The 18,234-nt window shown below is 64.2% G+C and carries 20 protein-coding genes; 11 read left to right on the top strand and 9 right to left on the bottom strand.

All coding sequences use genetic code 11. From position 1 onward, the window contains the following. The first annotated feature begins 32 nt into the window (after nucleotides 1-32). From ccmC to U4960_RS10335, 8 genes are all read left to right on the top strand, one after another. Nucleotides 33-755 (top strand): heme ABC transporter permease CcmC, encoded by a 723-nt coding sequence (gene ccmC / locus U4960_RS10370; RefSeq protein WP_324260561.1) that lies wholly within the window; start codon nucleotides 33-35, stop codon nucleotides 753-755. Beyond that, on the top strand, nucleotides 755-895 hold the full coding sequence (locus tag U4960_RS10365; protein ID WP_324260560.1) for a heme exporter protein CcmD: 141 nt from the start codon (nucleotides 755-757) through the stop codon (nucleotides 893-895). The genes ccmC and U4960_RS10365 overlap by 1 nt, the downstream gene beginning before the upstream one ends. Next, entirely contained in the window at nucleotides 892-1,353 is a 462-nt protein-coding gene (ccmE, locus tag U4960_RS10360) for a cytochrome c maturation protein CcmE (RefSeq protein WP_324260559.1), read from the top strand. The genes U4960_RS10365 and ccmE overlap by 4 nt, the downstream gene beginning before the upstream one ends. Then, nucleotides 1,350-3,296 (top strand): heme lyase CcmF/NrfE family subunit, encoded by a 1,947-nt coding sequence (locus U4960_RS10355; protein ID WP_324260558.1) that lies wholly within the window; start codon nucleotides 1,350-1,352, stop codon nucleotides 3,294-3,296. Before ccmE ends, U4960_RS10355 begins: the two co-directional genes overlap by 4 nt. After that, nucleotides 3,296-3,820 (top strand): DsbE family thiol:disulfide interchange protein, encoded by a 525-nt coding sequence (locus tag U4960_RS10350; protein ID WP_324260557.1) that lies wholly within the window; start codon nucleotides 3,296-3,298, stop codon nucleotides 3,818-3,820. The genes U4960_RS10355 and U4960_RS10350 overlap by 1 nt, the downstream gene beginning before the upstream one ends. Beyond that, the gene (locus tag U4960_RS10345; protein ID WP_324260556.1) at nucleotides 3,817-4,227 is read left to right on the top strand and encodes a cytochrome c-type biogenesis protein; all 411 of its coding nucleotides are present in this window, start codon (nucleotides 3,817-3,819) and stop codon (nucleotides 4,225-4,227) included. The genes U4960_RS10350 and U4960_RS10345 overlap by 4 nt, the downstream gene beginning before the upstream one ends. Beyond that, on the top strand, nucleotides 4,224-4,874 hold the full coding sequence (locus U4960_RS10340; RefSeq protein ID WP_324260555.1) for a tetratricopeptide repeat protein: 651 nt from the start codon (nucleotides 4,224-4,226) through the stop codon (nucleotides 4,872-4,874). The genes U4960_RS10345 and U4960_RS10340 overlap by 4 nt, the downstream gene beginning before the upstream one ends. Nucleotides 4,875-4,973: 99 nt before the next feature. Then, the gene (locus U4960_RS10335; protein WP_324260554.1) at nucleotides 4,974-6,905 is read left to right on the top strand and encodes a potassium transporter Kup; all 1,932 of its coding nucleotides are present in this window, start codon (nucleotides 4,974-4,976) and stop codon (nucleotides 6,903-6,905) included. A 14-nt stretch (nucleotides 6,906-6,919) separates the two neighbouring features. Here the strand turns inward: U4960_RS10335 and U4960_RS10330 are convergent, their stop codons facing one another. The 5 genes from U4960_RS10330 to U4960_RS10310 are packed head-to-tail and all read right to left on the bottom strand — an operon-like array spanning nucleotide 6,920 to nucleotide 12,127. Continuing rightward, nucleotides 6,920-7,561: an inner membrane-spanning protein YciB gene (locus tag U4960_RS10330; RefSeq protein WP_324260553.1), complete on the bottom strand. Its 642-nt coding sequence runs from the start codon at nucleotides 7,559-7,561 to the stop codon at nucleotides 6,920-6,922. After that, nucleotides 7,561-8,487: a signal recognition particle-docking protein FtsY gene (gene ftsY, locus U4960_RS10325; RefSeq protein WP_324260552.1), complete on the bottom strand. Its 927-nt coding sequence runs from the start codon at nucleotides 8,485-8,487 to the stop codon at nucleotides 7,561-7,563. Before ftsY ends, U4960_RS10330 begins: the two co-directional genes overlap by 1 nt. Further along, complete coding sequence (locus tag U4960_RS10320; RefSeq protein WP_324260551.1) at nucleotides 8,484-9,662, bottom strand: MiaB/RimO family radical SAM methylthiotransferase; 1,179 nt, start codon at nucleotides 9,660-9,662, stop codon at nucleotides 8,484-8,486. Before U4960_RS10320 ends, ftsY begins: the two co-directional genes overlap by 4 nt. Next, nucleotides 9,662-10,468 carry a diaminopimelate epimerase gene (dapF, locus tag U4960_RS10315; RefSeq protein WP_324260550.1) on the bottom strand — a complete coding sequence of 269 codons (807 nt, stop codon included), beginning with the start codon at nucleotides 10,466-10,468 and terminating at the stop codon, nucleotides 9,662-9,664. The genes U4960_RS10320 and dapF overlap by 1 nt, the downstream gene beginning before the upstream one ends. A 54-nt stretch (nucleotides 10,469-10,522) precedes the next feature. After that, on the bottom strand, nucleotides 10,523-12,127 hold the full coding sequence (locus U4960_RS10310) for a putative bifunctional diguanylate cyclase/phosphodiesterase (protein ID WP_324260549.1): 1,605 nt from the start codon (nucleotides 12,125-12,127) through the stop codon (nucleotides 10,523-10,525). Nucleotides 12,128-12,300: 173 nt separating this feature from the next. Between U4960_RS10310 and U4960_RS10305 the strand changes: the two genes are divergently transcribed. Together U4960_RS10305 and U4960_RS10300 are read left to right on the top strand one after the other, a co-directional pair. Beyond that, nucleotides 12,301-12,693, top strand: coding sequence for an EVE domain-containing protein (locus tag U4960_RS10305; protein WP_324260548.1), 393 nt, complete (start codon nucleotides 12,301-12,303; stop codon nucleotides 12,691-12,693). Nucleotides 12,694-12,781: 88 nt separating this feature from the next. Beyond that, complete coding sequence (locus tag U4960_RS10300; protein ID WP_324260547.1) at nucleotides 12,782-12,973, top strand: hypothetical protein; 192 nt, start codon at nucleotides 12,782-12,784, stop codon at nucleotides 12,971-12,973. Nucleotides 12,974-12,982: 9 nt separating this feature from the next. On the opposite strand, the gene U4960_RS10295 is transcribed toward U4960_RS10300, so the two are convergent. Beyond that, nucleotides 12,983-14,299 carry an MFS transporter gene (locus U4960_RS10295; RefSeq protein WP_324260546.1) on the bottom strand — a complete coding sequence of 439 codons (1,317 nt, stop codon included), beginning with the start codon at nucleotides 14,297-14,299 and terminating at the stop codon, nucleotides 12,983-12,985. A 114-nt stretch (nucleotides 14,300-14,413) separates the two neighbouring features. Between U4960_RS10295 and pgsA the strand changes: the two genes are divergently transcribed. Continuing rightward, nucleotides 14,414-15,007, top strand: a complete 594-nt coding sequence (pgsA, locus tag U4960_RS10290; protein ID WP_324260545.1) for a CDP-diacylglycerol--glycerol-3-phosphate 3-phosphatidyltransferase — start codon at nucleotides 14,414-14,416, stop codon at nucleotides 15,005-15,007. Nucleotides 15,008-15,011: 4 nt separating this feature from the next. On the opposite strand, the gene U4960_RS10285 is transcribed toward pgsA, so the two are convergent. From U4960_RS10285 to rnd, 3 genes are all read right to left on the bottom strand, one after another. Continuing rightward, nucleotides 15,012-15,371 (bottom strand): PilZ domain-containing protein, encoded by a 360-nt coding sequence (locus U4960_RS10285; protein WP_324260544.1) that lies wholly within the window; start codon nucleotides 15,369-15,371, stop codon nucleotides 15,012-15,014. Between the two features lie 87 nt (nucleotides 15,372-15,458). Beyond that, entirely contained in the window at nucleotides 15,459-16,367 is a 909-nt protein-coding gene (locus U4960_RS10280; RefSeq protein WP_324260543.1) for a hydrogen peroxide-inducible genes activator, read from the bottom strand. Between the two features lie 632 nt (nucleotides 16,368-16,999). After that, complete coding sequence (rnd, locus tag U4960_RS10275; protein ID WP_324260542.1) at nucleotides 17,000-18,208, bottom strand: ribonuclease D; 1,209 nt, start codon at nucleotides 18,206-18,208, stop codon at nucleotides 17,000-17,002. Nucleotides 18,209-18,234 lie beyond the last annotated feature (26 nt).

Here is an 18,234-nt window from a genome sequence, read left to right as displayed (position 1 = left end):
GCGTCACTGCCACACCATCCCCGGACGGTTTCATGCACGGCTACGCCAACCCCAAGCGCTTCCTTGCGCTCGCAACCTGGCTCACCCCCCTGCTGCTGGTCAGCGGGCTGGTGCTTACCGGGGGGGCGCTGGCGTGGGGCCTGGCCGTCGTTCCGCCGGATCGGCTGATGGGCGAAACTGTCCGCATCCTGTTTGTCCACGTGCCGACTGCCTGGCTGGGCATGGGGGGGTGGAGCGCGATTGCGATTTCCAGCGCGGTTTACCTGATCTGGCGCCATCCGCTGGCGGCGCTGGCTGCCCGCGCCACAGCGCTGCCGGGCGCCGTTTTTACCGCCGTCTGCCTTGCGACCGGTTCGATCTGGGGGCGCCCGACCTGGGGGACCTGGTGGGAATGGGATGGCCGGCTGACCAGCATGCTGGTGCTGCTGTTCCTGTATTTCGGCTATATGGCCCTGACTCAGGCGGCCGAGCGGGAGGGGATTTCTCCCCGGATTCCGGCGATTTTCGGCCTGGTCGGGGCGATCAACATCCCGATCATCAACCGGTCGGTGGTGTGGTGGAACTCGCTGCATCAACCGCCCAGCATCACCGTGGGCAAAAGCGCGATCGATCCCGAATTTCTTGTTCCGCTATTGGTTGCCGTGCTCGGCTTCTCGCTGATGTTCGGCGGCGTGGTGCTGGCGCGGATGCGGGCATTGCTTGCGGAAACGCAGGCCGAAGCGCGTTTGCGGCGCAAGGCGATGGAAGCGGTCTGATGCGCGAAGGGCTCGATCACTGGCCATTCGTGATAGCGGCCTACGCCGTCACGATCGTTGCAACATTGGCGATGATCGCGTGGAGCTGGTACGCAATGCGGCGGGCAGAGCGACTGCGCGAGGAAACGAGGCGGAAATGACTGCGCTCAAGGCAAAACATCAGCGATTGATCCTGATCGTGGTGGCGTTGGTTGCGCTGGTCGGGGCGGGGCTGCTTGCGGCATGGGCGCTGCGCAGCCAGGCCAATTATTTCTATCTTCCCGGGCAGATGGTGTCTGATCCGCCCGAAGTAGGGCAGGCGGTCCGCCTGGGCGGGATGGTCGAGCAGGGCAGCATCAAGACCTTGCCGGACGGAGTCACAGTGGCCTTCAGGGTTACAGACCAGGACGCGGCGATGGTGCCGGTTCGCTTCACTGGTATCCTTCCCGACCTGTTCGTAGAAGGGTCTGGCGTGGTAGCGGAAGGCAAACTCGGGCCCGACGGGGTGTTCATAGCGGACAACCTGCTTGCCAAGCATGACGAGAATTACGTGCCGCGCGAATTGCAGGAGATGAGCCAGCACCAGCAGGCCGCTCTCATCCAGGAGACAGCCGAGTGATCGCAGAACTCGGGCTGGCCGCACTGTGGCTGGCGGCGGCGCTGGCCGCCCTCCAGTTGATCGCAGGGTTCCTGTCGATCCGTCATCCAACCGGGGAACTGGCGCAACTGGTCCGCCCTGCGGCCATTGTGCAGGGGGTGCTGTGCGCTTTTGCGTTCGGCGTGCTGCTGTGGCTGTTCGCGGTCACTGACCTTTCGGTGAAACTGGTTGCGACCAATTCGCACTCGATGAAGCCGATGATCTTCAAGCTCTCGGGTGCCTGGGGCAACCACGAAGGCTCAATGCTGCTGTGGATCACCGTCATGGCCATGGCCGGCGGCCTGATCGCGCTGGTTGAGCGCCGCCTGCCGGAGAAGACCATGCTGGCGACGCTGGGCGCCCAGGCTTTCGTCGGGCTGGGGTTCTATGCCTTCCTGCTGCTCAGCTCCAACCCGTTCGAGCGCCTGCCGATGCCCGCGACGGAGGGGCTGGGCCTCAATCCGCTGTTGCAGGACATCGGCCTCGCCTTCCATCCGCCGACGCTCTACTTCGGCTACGTCGGGCTGTCGGTCGCGTTCAGTTTTGCCGTCGGGGCGATGCTGACCCGGCAGGTCACCCCTGAATTTGCCCGCGCCATGCGCCCGTGGGTGCTGGGTGCCTGGGTGTTCCTGACTGTCGGCATCACGGCCGGTTCCTATTGGGCTTATTACGAACTGGGCTGGGGCGGCTGGTGGTTCTGGGACCCGGTCGAGAACGCCTCGCTGATGCCGTGGCTTGCGGCAACGGCACTGCTCCATTCGGCCAGCGTGCTGGCGGCGCGCGATGCCCTGCGGGCCTGGACGATCATGCTGGGCGTGATCGCCTTCTCGATGAGCATGCTGGGCACGTTTCTCGTCCGCTCGGGCATCCTGACCAGCGTCCACGCTTTCGCTGTCGATCCGCAGCGCGGCTCGTTCATCCTGATCCTGCTGACGATCTACATTGGCGGTGCGCTGGCGCTGTTCGCCTTGCGGGCGGGCAGCGTGGCTGAGGGCGAGCGTTTCACCACGGCCAGCCGTGAAGGCGCACTGGTGTTCAACAACGTCATGCTCTGCGCCATCCTCGGCGTGGTTCTGATGGGCACGCTTTATCCGCTGGTGACCGAGGCTTTCGACGTCCGCGTTTCGGTCGGGCCGCCCTATTTCAACCCCGTCGGAGCGATCTTCACGTTCCCGATGCTGGCGGTGATGGCGGTCGGCCCCCTGCTGCACTGGCGGCGCGACAAGCTGGCGCGGGTACGCACGCCGCTGATACTGGTGGGTCTGGTGACCCTGACAGTGCTGGTGCTGGTCCTCGCGTTGTATGACACGGGCATCCTGCCGCTGCTCGGCCTGGCGTTCGCAGCCGGTCTCGCAATTGCCAGTTTCCTGCCCTTGCGCGGCCGGAACCTGCGGTTGGTCCCGGTTGCGACGTGGGGCATGGTCGTGGCCCATTTCGGCATCGCGGTGGCTCTGTTCGGCATGGCCAGCGAAACGGCCTTCAACAAGGAGCGGTTGGCTGCTGTCCAGGCGGGCGGAACCACCGATGTCGGGCCGTGGTCCGTCACCCTGGCCGGGGTCGAGCCGGTTGCCGGGCCGAACTGGACTGCGATCGAGGCACGTCTGCTGGCCAGCTATGACGGAGGCGAGCCGATCGTGCTCGGCCCGCAAGCCCGCAGTTTCTGGGCCCCGATCCAGGAAACCAACGAGAGTGTGCTCGCGACCCGGTGGAATGGCCAGCTCTACGCAGTGATCGGCAACCAGGGCGAAGACGGGCGCTGGCAGCTGCGGCTGTGGTGGAAGCCCTGGGTCACCCTGATCTGGTATGGCGGCCTGCTGGTCGCATTGGGCGGTACCCTGGCCCTGGTTGGCCGGGTGCTGGAAGACCTCAAGCGCCGCCGCGTGCGCACACGCATGGCTGAGCGCCGGCGGGAGGCCCGGGCCTGATGCGCTGGTGGTGGATTCCCCTGGGCCTGTTCGCTCTGTTCGTTGGCCTGGCGGGCTACCAGCTCAGCCAGCCGAAGGAAGAGTTCGTCCGCAGCACCATGATCGGCAAGACCTTGCCCGCTTTTGCGCTGGAGCCGGCGTTCGATGGGTTACCCGGTGCAAGCGATGCCGACCTGCGCGATGGCAAGCCGCGTCTGCTCAACGTGTGGGCGAGCTGGTGCCTGCCGTGTATTGCCGAAGCTCCCTATCTGGAGCAGCTGCGCGCTTCGGGCGTGGAAATCGTCGGGATCGCCATTCGGGACCGGCCTGAAGATGTTGCGGAATTCCTTGCGCGCCATGGCAATCCCTATACCCGTATCGGTGCCGACGACCTGTCTGAAGTCATGCTCGGCATCGGCTCGCAAGGTGTGCCCGAAACCTTCGTGATCGACGGCAAGGGAACGATCACTTACCAGCATATGGGCGATATCCGGGCGAGCGACGTGCCTGTCCTGCTCGAAGAGCTGCGCAAGGCCGGGGCATGAGGGCGCTGCTGATCCTGGTCGCGGCAATCTTCGCCGTTCCGGTGGTCGCGCAGCAGACCCTCCCGCCGGCGCCCTATGCCTATCGCCAGCTCGACGATCCGGCGCAGGAGGAAGCCGCCGTGAAGCTGATGCACGCACTGCGCTGCCTCAAATGCCAGAGCCAGTCGATTGCCGACAGCGATGCACCCATGGCAGGCGACATGCGCCATCAGGTCCGCACCCGCATCCTGGCGGGTGAGGAACCCGAGGATATCCGGGCCTGGCTGGTGGAACGCTACGGGGATTACGTCAGCTACGAGCCTACCATGAGCAGCACGACATGGCCTCTGTTCGTGATGCCGCTGATGCTGGTGCTGGTGGCGGTTATCATTCTGTGGCGCCGCCTGCGTCTGAGGAAATCGCAATGAACTGGTTGCCGATTCTTGCCCTGGCACTGGCGGCGTTCCTGGTTGCTGCCTTCCTGGCAAAGCTGCCGCGGACGGGCTGGACCCTGTTCGGGGCGGGCCTGCTGTTTGGCCTGACGGGCTATGCCACGCAGGGTAACCCGCAGCTCGCCGGAGCGCCGAAAGACGCTGTCCCGACGCCGACCGAGGCAGGGCCGGCAATGATCGAGGCGCGGCGCCTGCTGTTCGATCCCTCGCAGCCGCCCTCCGCCGATATCACCTTGTCTGACGGGTTCGCCCGCAAAGGGCAATTTGACGATGCGGCCGGTATCCTGCGCGTCTCGGTGCGGGAAAACCCGGACGACGCCGAGGCATGGATCGCTCTCGGCAATGCTCTGGTGGAACATGCCGAGGGCGTCCCGACGGCAGCGGCCATGTTTGCCTATTCACGCGCTGAGGCGGCCGATCCCGATCACCCGGCAGCACCCTATTTCCTGGGGGTTGCTCTGCTGCGGTCGGAACGGTTCGCTGACGCGCGCGGCGTCTGGGCGCAGATGATCGAACGCGCGCCGGAAGGGGCCGAATGGTTGCCCGCCATGCAACAACGCCTCGCCCAGCTCGATGCCATGCTGGCCCAACCCATGCCGCAGGCAGCGCCGGGGCCGCAGTAGCGTCAATTTAGCGCGTTATTGCAGCGCACAAATCATGCTGCTAAGCGCCCCTGCCTTTGCTCCGCGATTTCTGCGGGGCGCAACTGGACGTTCGCGACCATGAGCGAAACCACCCCCGCATCCGGAGTAGCGCCGCCGGCGCATGGAACGCATGGCAAGCAGGGGGCGACGAAAGCCGCTCTGGCCTTCGGCGCAATCGGTGTGGTTTTCGGCGACATCGGGACCAGCCCGCTCTACGCATTTCGCGAAACGTTTGTCGGGCCCAACCCACTGGCTATTGACCAGTTGCATATTCTCGGCGTGGTCAGCCTGATCTTCTGGTCGATGACGCTGGTGGTTTCGATCCAGTATGTCACCATCCTGATGCGGGCCGACAACAAGGGGCAGGGCGGCAGTCTCGCGCTGGTGGCGCTCATCTCCAGCCATATCAGTACCTCGCGCTATGGCTGGCTCGCGGTGCTGCTGGGGGTTTTTGCGACTGCGCTGTTTTATGGCGACAGCATGATTACTCCGGCGATTTCCGTGCTTTCAGCCGTCGAAGGCCTGACAGTGGTGGATCACCGGCTTGATCCCTTCGTAATTCCCATTGCCCTGACGTTGCTGATTTTTCTGTTCATTCTGCAGAAGCGTGGCACGGCCAAGGTCGGTGCGTTGTTTGCGCCGGTGATGATCGTCTATTTCTGCGTCATTGCAGCGCTCGGTTCGGTCCAGATCGTCCAGCATCCGGAAATTCTCTGGGCGCTCAATCCCTGGTATGCAGTCCAGTTTTTCCTGGTCGACAAATGGCTCGCATTCCTGGCGCTCGGCTCGGTAGTGCTGGCAGTGACCGGCTCGGAGGCGCTCTATTCCGACATGGGCCACTTCGGGCGCGGCCCGATGCGTCTGTCGTGGTTCGGGTTCGTGATGCCGTGCCTGCTGCTCAACTACTTCGGGCAAGGGGCGATGATCATCGCCTTGCCCACGGCGGAGGCGGCTGAGGCTATCCGCAATCCCTTCTTCTTCCTCGCCAGCGAGGAGTGGCGGCTGCCGCTGGTCATCCTGGCGACCATGGCGACCTTCATCGCCAGCCAGGCGGTCATTTCGGGAGCGTTCTCGATCACCCACCAGGCGATCCAGATGGGCTATATCCCGCGGCTTTCGATCCGGCACACCAGCGAAACCGAGGGCGGACAGATCTATATTCCGACGATCAACTGGGCCCTGATGATCGCCGTCATCGTTCTGGTCCTGACCTTCCAGAACTCGTCCAATCTCGCATCGGCCTACGGGATCGCCGTGACCGGTGCCGTCACGCTCGATACGCTGCTGATGGCCGTGCTGCTGATCGGGGTGTGGAAGTGGAAGTGGTGGTACGCCGCCCCGGTCGTGATCCTGTTCCTCGTGGTCGACGGAGCCTATTTCCTCGCCAATCTGGTCAAGGTGCCTGACGGTGGCTGGTTCCCGCTGCTGATCGGAGCCATCGCCTTTACCCTGCTGACCACCTGGGCCAAGGGCCGCCGCCTGATGCGCGAGCGGATGACCGAGGTGGCCCTGCCGATGGAGATCTTCGCTAAGTCCGCCAAGAACAGCGCCACCCGTGTGCCGGGCACGGCGATCTTCATGGCATCGACCACCGGCGGGGTGCCCTCGGCCCTGCTGCACAACATCAAACACAACAAGGTGATCCACGAGCGGGTGGTGATCCTGACCGTGCTGATCGCTGATGTGCCCTATGTCGATCCCGAAGCCCGGTGCGAATATCACGAGCTCGGTGACGGCTTCTATCGCGCCGTGCTGCACTATGGCTTCATGGAGGAAACCGACGTTCCGCTTGGCCTCAAGAAGATGGAACGCTGCGGCGGCGAGTTCGACATGATGCAGACCAGCTTCTTCCTCAGCCGTCAGACGCTGCTGCCATCGGCCAACCCGGGCATGGCATTGTGGCGGGAGAAGATCTTCGCCTGGATGCTGCGTAACGCTGCCACGGCGATGGAATTCTTCCGCCTGCCGACCAACCGCGTGGTGGAGCTGGGCAGCCAGGTCGAGATCTGACCTGGAAAGCGCGCTCAGGAAGTGGGGGGAGGGACCTCCGCTTCCTTTTCTCCCTCATTCAGTGACAGACCATGCTTGAGCAGCATGGGTATCTGGCTGAAGGTGAACAGGAAGGTCAGCGGCATGAATACCCAGAACTTGGCCCAGAGCCAGCTTTCGAAGGTAAGCGTGGCGCGCAGGCCCTCGTTGAGACCGGCAAGGGCGAAGAAGAACACCGCCCAGTTGCGCGACAGTTTGAGCCAGCCTTCGCGGCTGAGCCCCTCGAATGCTGCCTCAAGCAAGATCTGAAGCAGCGCCTTGCCGCGCAGCCAGCCGATCAGGAGCACCACGCCGAAGAACAGATAGATCACGGTCGGCTTCAGCTGGATGAAGCTTTCGTCCTGCAGCCAGATCGTCAGCGCGCCGAAGCCGACAATCAGCGAAGTGGATAGGATCAGCATCGGTGAAACCCGGCCGAATTTCCATTTGGAAAAGACCAGTGCGATCACTGCGGCAATCATGAAGGCGATCGTGCCCTGGATTACGGCTGCGATCTCCCCCAGCGGACCGGGCTCTTCCGGCGAGGTCAGCTTGTAGACGCCGAGAAAGACCAGCAGCGGGCCGTAGTCGACCAGGATGTTGAGCCAGCCGGAGGGCTTCTTCGCTTCGTCTGCCATCAGGCTACTCCTGCAATCACGCGCGCCACCAGATCCGGGTCGAACGGGCGCAGGTCGTCCATCTTCTCGCCCACGCCGATGGCATGGATCGGCAGCCCGTACTGCTCTGCCGCTGCCACCAGCACCCCGCCCCGGGCGGTGCCGTCGAGCTTGGTCATGATCAGGCCGGTAACGCCGGCGACTTCCTTGAACACGTCGATCTGGCTGAGCGCGTTCTGGCCGTTGGTGGCATCGAGCACCAGCACCACGTCGTGCGGCGCTTCGGGGTTGAGGCGGCCGAGCACTTTGCGGATCTTGGCCAGCTCGTCCATCAGCTCGCGCTTGTTCTGCAGGCGCCCTGCGGTGTCGACGATCAGCACGTCGGTGCCGATGTCAGTTGCGGCCTTGACCGCATCGAATACGATGCTGGCCGGGTCGCCGCCTTCGGCACCACGAATGATGGGGACACCCGCGCGCTCCGCCCAGGTTGCCAGCTGGCCGATGGCGGCGGCCCGGAAGGTGTCGCCTGCCGCCAGCATCACAGCATAGTCGTCTTCCTTGAACAGGTGCGCGAGCTTGGCGATGGTGGTGGTCTTGCCGCTGCCGTTGACGCCGATCACCAGCACGACCTGCGGGCGGGGAAAGGCGGTGACCTCAAGCGGCTTGGCGACCGGGCGCAGGATGGCTGCGATCTCTTCGGCCACGGCTTCCTTCAGTTCCTGCTGGCTGATTTCCAGCCCGAACCGCTTTTCCCGCAGCCGTTCACGGATGCGCCGGGCTGCACTGGGCCCCAGATCGGACATGATGAGTGCATCCTCGACCTCGTCAAGCGTGGCATCGTCGAGCTTGGCGGTGGAGACCACCGCGGTGAGGTTCTCGCTGAGCCGCTCCGAAGTCTTGCGGAAACCGCCGAACAGGCGCTGGGCCCAGCTTTGCTTGTCGTTCATCCGAGAATGCCCTGTTGGACCTGGCCGGGGGTGACCGTGACAATGGTGCCGGCCGCCGTGCCCGTGGGCAGGACGACCCGCGCGTAATGCGGGGTGTAGCCGGTGCCGTCCTTTTCCGCGAGGACCGGATGGGGCTTGCCCACAAGGGTGCCGAGCCACCTGTCACGCTGGTTTGCGACTGCCTGACGAAGCTCGGCGGCGCGGTCGCGAATCAGGGTGTGGTCCAGCTGCGGCATCCGCGCGGCGGGCGTTCCGCCGCGGGGCGAATAGGGAAAGACATGGCCATGGACGATATCCAGCTCGCGGATGATCGACAGGTTTGCGCGATGGTGATCGGCGGTTTCGGTCGGGAATCCGGCGATCAGGTCGGCGCCGACGGCAAGTTCCGGCCGGGCTGCGCGCAGGCGGCGGACCAGATCAAGCGCATCTGCCCGCAAGTGCCGCCGCTTCATCCGCTTGAGGATCAGGTCTGCCCCGTGCTGGAGGGACAGGTGAAGATGCGGCATCAGCCGCTCTTCGCAGGCCAGCAGATCGAACAGCAGAGGGTCTACCTCGATTCCGTCCACCGAGGACAGCCTGAGCCGCGGGAGGGCCGGAAAGGCGCCCAGGATCGCCTCGACCAGATGCCCCAGCTTCGGCGCATCCGGCAGATCCTGGCCCCAGCTGGTGAGATCTACCCCGGTCAGCACCACTTCGGCCACACCCTGTTCGAGGTCGCGCGCAATCGCCCCCAGCACCTCGGCAATCGGCCGGGAGCGGCTTGCGCCGCGCCCCTGCGGTATCACGCAGAAGGTGCAGGCATGGTCGCAGCCATTCTGGACCCCGACGAAGGCGCGGGTATGCTGCCGTGGGGCTGGGTATGCTGCTGCAGGAACGTTCCAGGCCCGGGGATCGAGCTTGTCCGCATTGGCAACCAGCCCATCGACCTCCGGCATGGCGGCCAACGTCTCGCGCTCGGTTTCGGCGGCGCAGCCAGTTACCAGCAACCGAGCGTTCGGCCGGCTGCGGCGGGCACGGCGGATGGCCTGTCGCGTCTGCCGGACGGCTTCGGCAGTCACGGCGCAACTGTTGACCACGACGATGTCCGGCTCGCCCGCCAGCAGCTCGCGCATTTGCGCGCTTTCGGCCAGATTGAGCCGGCAACCGAGCGAGATGACCTCTGCGCGCGCCGTCATCAGGAGAAATCGCCCCATTCGAACGAACCACGGAAACTTTCGCTGGCGGGGCCGGTCATCAAGACCGGGCCGGCGCCATCCCATTCGATCACCAGTTCTCCGCCGGGCAGGGAGACGGTGACCGGCGAAGCGACCAGTTTGCGCCGGATTGCTGCGACAGCGGTGGCACAGGCCCCGGTGCCGCACGCACGGGTCAGGCCTGCGCCCCGTTCCCATACCCTCAGCGCGATGCGACCATCGTCAACCGAGGCGACATTGACGTTGACCCGCTCGGGAAACAGCGCGTCGCGTTCGATCAGGGGGCCGAGGCGGGCAAGATCCACCCGGGCCGGGTCGGCTACGAAGAAAATGACATGGGGATTGCCGACGTTCACCGCCGCGGGCGCGGAGAGGTCCTCCCAACCGACCGGCATGGACAGCGTGTCCATCGGATAGGCGAGCGGAATGGCGTCCCAGTCAAATCGCGGCACACCCATATCCACCCGGGCGCCGCCGCTGACCGGCTGGAGTGCGATGATCCCGCCGCTGGTCTCGACCCTTGCCGGCGCGCCGTGCAGCAGGGCAATAGCCCGGCTGGCATTGCCGCAGGCTTCGACCTCGCCCCCGTCCGCGTTGAATATCCGCATCCTGAAGTCGGCAATGGCGGAAGGCTCCAGCAGGATAAGCTGGTCGCAGCCAATGCCGGTATGGCGATCTGCGAGGCGAGCGGCGATAGTATGGTCGAGCGCCGGCACGGCACTGGCGCGGGCATCCAGCACGACGAAGTCGTTGCCGAGGCCATGCATTTTGACAAACGGGACACGCATTGTGTCAGCGCATCTAGGGAGCAGGGGCAGCGGCGTCCAGTCGGGAGCCGGCAATCAGCCGAGTTTGCGGGCGTCAGGATCGAAAGATCGGGCGACGGCGAGACTGCGAACAGGCTGGACCAGCAATCCCAGATCGGACAGGCGTTTTCGCACCGCTGCGGCACTTTCGGGCTTTCCGAAGTGATGCCCCTGTGCCTTCAGGTTTTCAAACCGGTTCAGGGCCGCGAGAATGGCCTCATCCTCCACACCCTCTGCGGTGACGGGCATGTCGAGACCGTCGCCGAGGCGGATGATGGCATCGACGATCTTCGCGCCCGATCCGCTTTCGCGCAGCTCGCTGACGAAGCTGCGGTCGATCTTCAGCCGGTCGAACGGCAGGCTGCGCAACTGGGCCAGGCTCGAATAACCGGTGCCAAAGTCATCCAGGCTGATCTTCACCCCCTGGTTGCGCAGACTGGTGATCATTGACCGGACAAGGCCGACGTTCTCCAGCAGGGCGTTCTCGGTGATCTCCACGTCGAGCCGCTCGGGCGGAAAATTGTGCTCGATCATGAGCTTGAGGAGCTTCTGGGAGAACCACGGATCGCGCAGCTGAAAGGGCGAGACATTGACCGATAACGTCAGTGATGGGTCCCACTCCATGGCATCGTCAAGCGCCTTGCCGATGACCATGAATGACAGGTCGGCAATCAGGCCCATTTCTTCGGCAACAGGGATGAAGACATCCGGCCCTGTCCCGTGCATTTCGGGGCTTTCCCACCGGGCCAGCATCTCGAACCCGGTCAGGCGGCCGCTCTTGATATCCACCTGCTGTTCGTAAAACGGCACAAACTGGCTGCGCTCGATCCCCCGGCGGATGCCCTGTTCCAGCCGCTGGCGCTGCCGCAGGGCATTTTCGAGCGATGGCTCGAACCAGCAGCAGCGGTTTTTCCCCGATTTCTTCGCATGGTACATCGCGACGTCTGCGAAATGCATCAAGGTAGAGGCGTTTTCATTGCCCTCTTCGCTGATGGCCACGCCCACCGAAACGGTAATTTCGACCGGGTGCTCCTCGAACCGGACCGGAGCCGAGACAGCGTCGACCAGGCGCGCAGCAAATCCCGATACTTTGTCAGGCTCGCAAGGGTTCGACGGCACGACGCAGGCGAATTCATCTCCGCCGATCCGCGCGACAATGCCGCCGGGCGGCAGCAAGTCGCGGATGCGCTGTGCCGCGGTCACCAGCATCCGGTCTCCGCTGGCATGGCCGTGGTAGTCATTGACCTGCTTGAAGTTGTCGAGATCGATCATCAGGAAAGCCACCTGGCCCCCGCTTGCGGCCTGCTCGGCAATCAGACGGTCGGTCGCCGGACCTATGCTGCGCCGGTTGAGGCATCCGGTCAGAGCGTCTGTTTCTGCCAGCTCCCTGGCCTTGGTTTCGGCCCGGCGGCGTTCTTCGATTTCGGCCAGCAATTCGCGATAGCGACGCCAGCCGAAGATGATCAGAGCAATGTTGAGCAGAACGGCATTGATCAGAAGAGCGCTGGGGCCGTTGCCAACGCCCATCCAGCTGCGCAGGATCTGCGGCATGATGGCGCCGCCCGTGCCGACAAACATGATTATGGCAGACGCAGCGATGCCAAGCGCCACCACGTCGCGGTCCGCGCGGACTTTGCTCACATCCCTGTTCTCAGTTGGGTTTGCCATGTCCCGCTGGCTGACGTCGCAGCCTTGCCCACCTTTCTGTATCAGCGGAAACATCGCACAGTGGCTTGAACAACCGGTTAAGATGCTGCCAAGGGACAATCGTAAATCAACCCGACCCGGAGACCCCTGTGCCGCGATACTGGCTGATGAAGTCCGAACCCGATGTTTACAGTTGGGATGATCTTGTGGCCGAAGGCGAAGGGACCTGGGACGGGGTGCGTAACCACCGCGCTAAGAACAACCTGGCTGCCATGCAGGTGGGCGAACAGGCCTTTTTCTACCATTCGAACATCGGGCTGGAGATCGTCGGCATTGCCGAAGTGTCCGTTTCCGGGATAGCCGACCCGACTGACCCCGATGGCAAGTGGGCGGCGGTCAAGGTCAAGCCGGTCCGCAAGCTGGGGCGGCCTGTGACCCTGAAGGAGGTCAAGGCGGATCCCGCTCTGTCGGAGATGGAGCTGGTCAAGCTGTCGCGTCTGTCAGTCAGCGAGGTGAGGCCGGGGGAGTGGGCGCACATCCTGAAGCTTGCAGACAGTTGAAAACCCCGGCGCTGCGCTAGGTGTCCCATCTTGCGACATGGGCTATTGCAGCCGCGCATCATGGTTAGGATCGGGTTAATGACCGGGGATGAGACGATCCCTGGTCCTGACCGACGAAACCGCCCGGCATCCGTTCCTGGCGTCCCTGCCACCGCGTGTTCGCGGGGGCACCATGCCGCGCAAGGCACGGGCAGGCTGGCGCCTTTCGGCAGAGGATCTTCGCGGATTCTTCGCGACTTACATTGCCAGCCTGGTGGTATTCGGCGTATTCATCGCCTGAACAGCCTGTTCAGTATGTCGTCGGCGTCGCCGCGCGCTCTGCGGTCAGCAGCCGCTGCCCCAGCCAGGCTGACACCAGGCACATGGCGGCGCTCAGCAGCACCTGCTCGCTGATTGCCACGCCGACTGCGCTCAGGCCCATTGCCAGGAGCGATCCGCCGACCATGGCCCCCGAGTTGACGATATTGTTCGCCGCGATCGTGCGTGAGGCGCGCTCGGGTGCCACCCGGGTCGTCAGGAAGGCATAGAGCGGTACGACGAACATTCCGCCTGACACGGCAATGCCCAGCAGGCATAGCATCAGGACACTGGCCATGGGCCAGGAGATGAAGTCGGCGACGTCCAGCAACTCGGCCGGCTGGTCGGCCTGCCACAGCCTGCAGACGGCATAGAAGGCCACCACAAACAACCCCATGACGAGCACCGAGGCAGGGGCGTAGCGGGCTGATACCGTCCCCTTGAGCAGGGCGTTGACCGCAACCGAGCCGATCGCCACCCCCACCGAAAAGACCACCAGGAACAGGCTCGCCACTTCCTTGCTCGCCATGATCACGTTCTTGGCCAGAGGCGGGAACTGGATGAACAGCACTGCACCGATGGTCCAGAAGAAGCTGATCGACAGGATTGCGTAGAACACTTCGCGGTTGTGCATTGTTTCGCGCACCAGCCCGATCGAGGCACGCAGGATATGCCAGTCGAGCTTTTCCGGCGGGGCGAGAGGGGGGGCGGCGGGAATCTGGCGGCTTGAAATGTAGCCCAGCACGCTGATGCCGATGATTGCCGCCGCGGCCCACTGAACCGGAATCCAGCCCGCCAGAATGGTGCCCGCCAGAATGGCAATGTAGGTGCCCGCTTCGACCAGCCCTGTCCCGGCCAGCACTTCATCCCGCTTCAGGTGCTGGGGCAGGATGGCGTACTTGATCGGCCCGAGAAATGTCGACTGGACTCCGGTCAGGAACAGCGCCAGCAGCATCAGCGGGATCGCAAAGGCCTCGACTGCAACGCCCCGCCAGGCAAGGAACAGGCCCGCCGCACCGATCAGCATCAAGGCGATTTCGAGCAGCTTGACCGCGCGGATCACTGCGGCTTTGTCGCGCATGTCGGCCAGTTGCCCGGCAATGGCTGACAGCAGGAAGAACGGCAGGATGAACAGCCCAGACGCGACGGCGCTGAACATGCCTTCCGCCTCTTCGGAATTGTAGACGCTGTAAACGACGAACAGCACCATCGCGTTCTTGTAAAGATTGTCGTTGAAGGCGTTGAAAAGCTGGGTGATGAACAGCGGCAGGAAGCGGCGCTGTCGCAGCAGATGCGTCGATGTGGTCATGCCGGTGCCGCAGCCCCTCCCTGTGGTGCAGCCGGTTTAGCGGCATCGGCTTGGGGAACAAGGGCGGATGGTCGCTTTTGCCGGACGGGCAAAGACGCTAGGGGGAAAGTCACCATGCTGAGCCTGCCGAACCTCCTCACCCTGTCGCGCATTGTGGCGCTGCCCTTCCTGGTTGCGCTGCTGTGGTGGCCGGACTGGACGACGGGTTATCTGGTGGCCTTCGTGCTGTACTGCGCGATGGGGATTACGGACTATTTTGACGGGTACCTCGCCCGAAGCAGCGGGGCAGTGTCGCGGCTGGGGGTGTTCCTCGACCCGATTGCCGACAAGATCATGGTCGCCGCCGTGATCCTGGTGCTGACCGCGCAGGGTGTGCTGCGCGGGCCCTATGTGGGTGACCTGCACGTGATCGCGGGTCTGATCATCCTGGTGCGCGAGATTGCGGTGTCCGGTCTGCGCGAGTTCCTCGGCGGCATACAGGTCTCCGTGCCGGTTTCGCGGCTGGCCAAGTGGAAGACGACCTTCCAGCTGGTCTGCCTCGGCGCGCTGATCCTGGGCAAGGGTCTGCCGGAGTGGACCATGACGCTGGGCTCGATCGAGGCCAATGTCCCCCACACGGTGGGTCTGACCACGCTTTGGGCCGCCGCGATCCTGACGCTGGTGACCGGGTGGGACTACCTCCGCGTCGGCCTCAGGCACATGGACTGAAGCCTCAGTCGAGCCGCCCCGCGCTGGCGTGGAGCATCTCGACCAGCGGAATGCCGAACCGGTCGCGCGGGTCATTCCGGTCGAACTCCTCCTCGGTGTAACCGAACTGCTCGACCACCCTGGGGTGCAGCGTCTGGTCGAACTTGATCCCGGCGTTCTTGCCGATCCGCCAGGCAACCCGCCCGCTGACCTCGATCTTCTCGCGCATGACCAGCGACACGCTCGCGCCCTGCTTGAGCAGTTTGCTGCCGCTTTCAATCATACAGCCGCCGCACGAGAGGTTGTAGAGCGCAACCTTGCCGCGTTTGCCGCTGACCGCGCAATCGATCATCTCGTCTGTCTTGAACCGGTTGAAGGCGCGCATCGCCGTGTTCCTTGTCTGCTAACCCGGCCAACGGTTACGGCCAAATTCACCAACAAATCATGAAACCTGCCTATTTTCCCTCCCGGTTCACCCGGCCCGCAGCTCCTCCGCCAGCAGCTCGAATTCGGCCGAGCGGGGCGAGTTCTTGCGCCAGATCAGGGTAATCTGGCGGCTCGCCACGGTCGATTTCAGTGGCCGCGCCACCACATTGGTGCCCTCCAGAATGCCTGCATCGAGCGCCATCTGCGGCAGCATGGTCAGGCCCAGGTCATTGTCGACCATCTGCACCAGCGTGTGGAGCGAGGTGGCGATCATCGTGGCCGAGGCCCGCAGCTCAGGCCGGTTGCACGCCGCCAGCGCGTGTTCCTTCAGGCAATGCCCGTCTTCCAGCAGCAGCAGGCGCCCGCCTTGGCCCATGGCGTCGATCATTGACGGGGGGATACTGGCGGGCGGATCGCGCGGATCGTCCTTGGGGAAGGCAACCAGCAGCGGATCGTCCGCAATGTGCGCCGTCTCGACCTCGCCGATGGCATAGGGCAGGGCAAGCAGCACGCAATCGACCCGCCCGTGGTGCAGGCTTTCGACCGCGTCGTGGCTGGTCTCCTCGCGCAGGAACAGCTTGAGGTCAGGCCGCTCGCGCTTCAGGCGGGGCAGGATGCGCGGCAGCATGAACGGGGCAATGGTGGGGATCACGCTCATCCGCACCGTGCCGGTCAGCGGCTTGCCGCTGGCCTGAACGAGGTCGGCCAGTTCCTCCGCCTCGCGCAGCAGCCGGTGCGCCTTGGCCACCACCTGGTTGCCCAGCGGGGTGAAGCGCACCACCCGGCGGCTGCGCTCGACCAGCGTCACGCCCAGCAGCGTCTCCAGCTCGCGGATGCCTGCCGAGAGGGTCGATTGCGACACGAACGAAGCCTCCGCCGCGCGCCCGAAATGCCCGTGCTCGTGCAGCATGACGAGATACTGCAACTGCTTGATGGTGGGGAGATAGGTGGACATGGGCGGCTGCTGGCTTCCGGGGAGGGTGACAAAGGTGACACGGTGTCACCTTCGGTACGGGTTGGAACTCACTGCTTTATCGGCTTTTATTTCTGTATGACGCGGCGGACGGACAAGGTGGCGAAAGAGAAAAATTGGCATCCAAGTGGTTTATGGCGGCTTTGAAGCGGGCAGCATACACCACCTGCCGGTTGTAGGAAAATGGGGGATGCTGGCAGCATGGGCCCGAGCAGGAAAGAGGCCCGGCACTCCGCATCGTCACCCTGGACTTGATCCGGGGCCCCGCTACTTTGCGCCAGCGCGCAGGATCGAAGAAACGCACAGCCTCGGATCGGGGGCCGGGATAACGTAAGGGAGGGATACAGGGCGGGTCTTCGCCACGTCCAAACCGCTCACTCCACCAGACCCTCATCGTCATTGCGAGGCCGAAGGCCGCGGCAATCCAGTGCCGTATCGCGTTGGGCTCTGGATTGCCGCGCCACCTGCGGTGGCTCGCAATGACGGCCTGATTACCCGCTTTGGGGTGGAGCGCAGCCGCGTGCGGATCGAAGAACAGCGGGACCCCGGCTCGGGGGCCGGGGTGACGAATATGGGGGCGGAGGGTGTGACTTTCGCCACGCCCGAACTGCTCGCTACTCCGCTGCTTCGCCCTGTGCTTCCCGCATCTGGGCGTGGACGGTGTCGATGTGCGTCATCAGCAGCTTGCCGCGCTGGACCGCGAAGGCGAGTTTGCCTTCGACCAGTTCCAGCGCCTCGCGCCCGAATACCTCGAAGCGCCAGCCTTGCAGCATCGGCAGGTCGCGGACCCCGGCGGCGAGCAATTCCAGCTCGTCGGTGCGGGTCAGCAGGCGGGAGGCGACGTCGATTTCGCGGCTGCGGATCTTGAGCAGCAGCTTGAGCAGGTCGGCCACCAGCGCACCTTCCTTGCCCAGCGGGGCGCCGCGCCGTTCGCGCGCGGGCAGCTCGTCGGCGGGCATCGGTTCGGCTTTTTCCAGCACCTTGAGCAGGCGCTTGCCGATATCGTTGTCTTTCCACGCATTGCTCAGGCCGCGCACCTTGGCGAGGTCGGCCTGGCTCTTGGGGGGGTGGCTGGCAATATCGGCCAGGGTTTCGTCACGCATGATCCGGCCGCGCGGGATGTTCTTGTGCTGGGCTTCCTGCTCGCGCCAGGCGGCCAGTGCCTTCAGCCGGCCGAGCACCTGCGGGTTGCGCCCGGCGGAGCGGATGCGCTGCCACGCCGTGTCCGGATCGGTCCGGTAGTTGGCGGGATCAGCCAGCTTTTCCATTTCCGCATCGAGCCATTCGCCGCGCCCGGTCTTGATCAGGCGCTTGAGGATCTTGGGGAAGATCTTGGCGAGGTGGGTAACGTCGCCGATGGCATATTCGATCTGCCGCTCGGACAGGGGGCGGCGGCCCCAGTCTGTGAAACGTGCGCCCTTGTCGATGGTCAGTCCCAGCCATGATTCGACCAGGTTGGCATAGCCGATCTGCTCGTTCTGGCTGATGGCCATCATCGCGATCTGGGTGTCGAAGATCGGATGAGGGGTCTTGCCGGTGAGGTTGAAGATGATTTCGACATCCTGCCCGCCGGCGTGGAAGATCTTGAGCACGTCCTCGTTGTTGCACATCAGGTCGAGCAGCGGAGCGAGGTCGATGCCGGGTGCCATCGGGTCGATCGCGGCGGCTTCTTCCTCGTTGCCGATCTGGATCAGGCAGAGTTCCGGCCAGAACGTGTTCTCGCGCATGAACTCGGTGTCGACGCAGACAAAATCGGATTGGGCGAGGCGGGTGCACAGCTCGGCGAGCGGGGCGGTTTCGGTAATCAGGTCGTGGATTTTCATGGTTCTGTCTGTCTGCGGGCGGAGTG

The organism is Altererythrobacter sp. H2 (genome assembly GCF_035319885.1).
Lineage (GTDB): Bacteria > Pseudomonadota > Alphaproteobacteria > Sphingomonadales > Sphingomonadaceae > 34-65-8.
The sequence above is the reverse complement of the archived record's forward strand: the minus strand, read 5'-3'. Positions and strand labels throughout refer to the sequence as shown.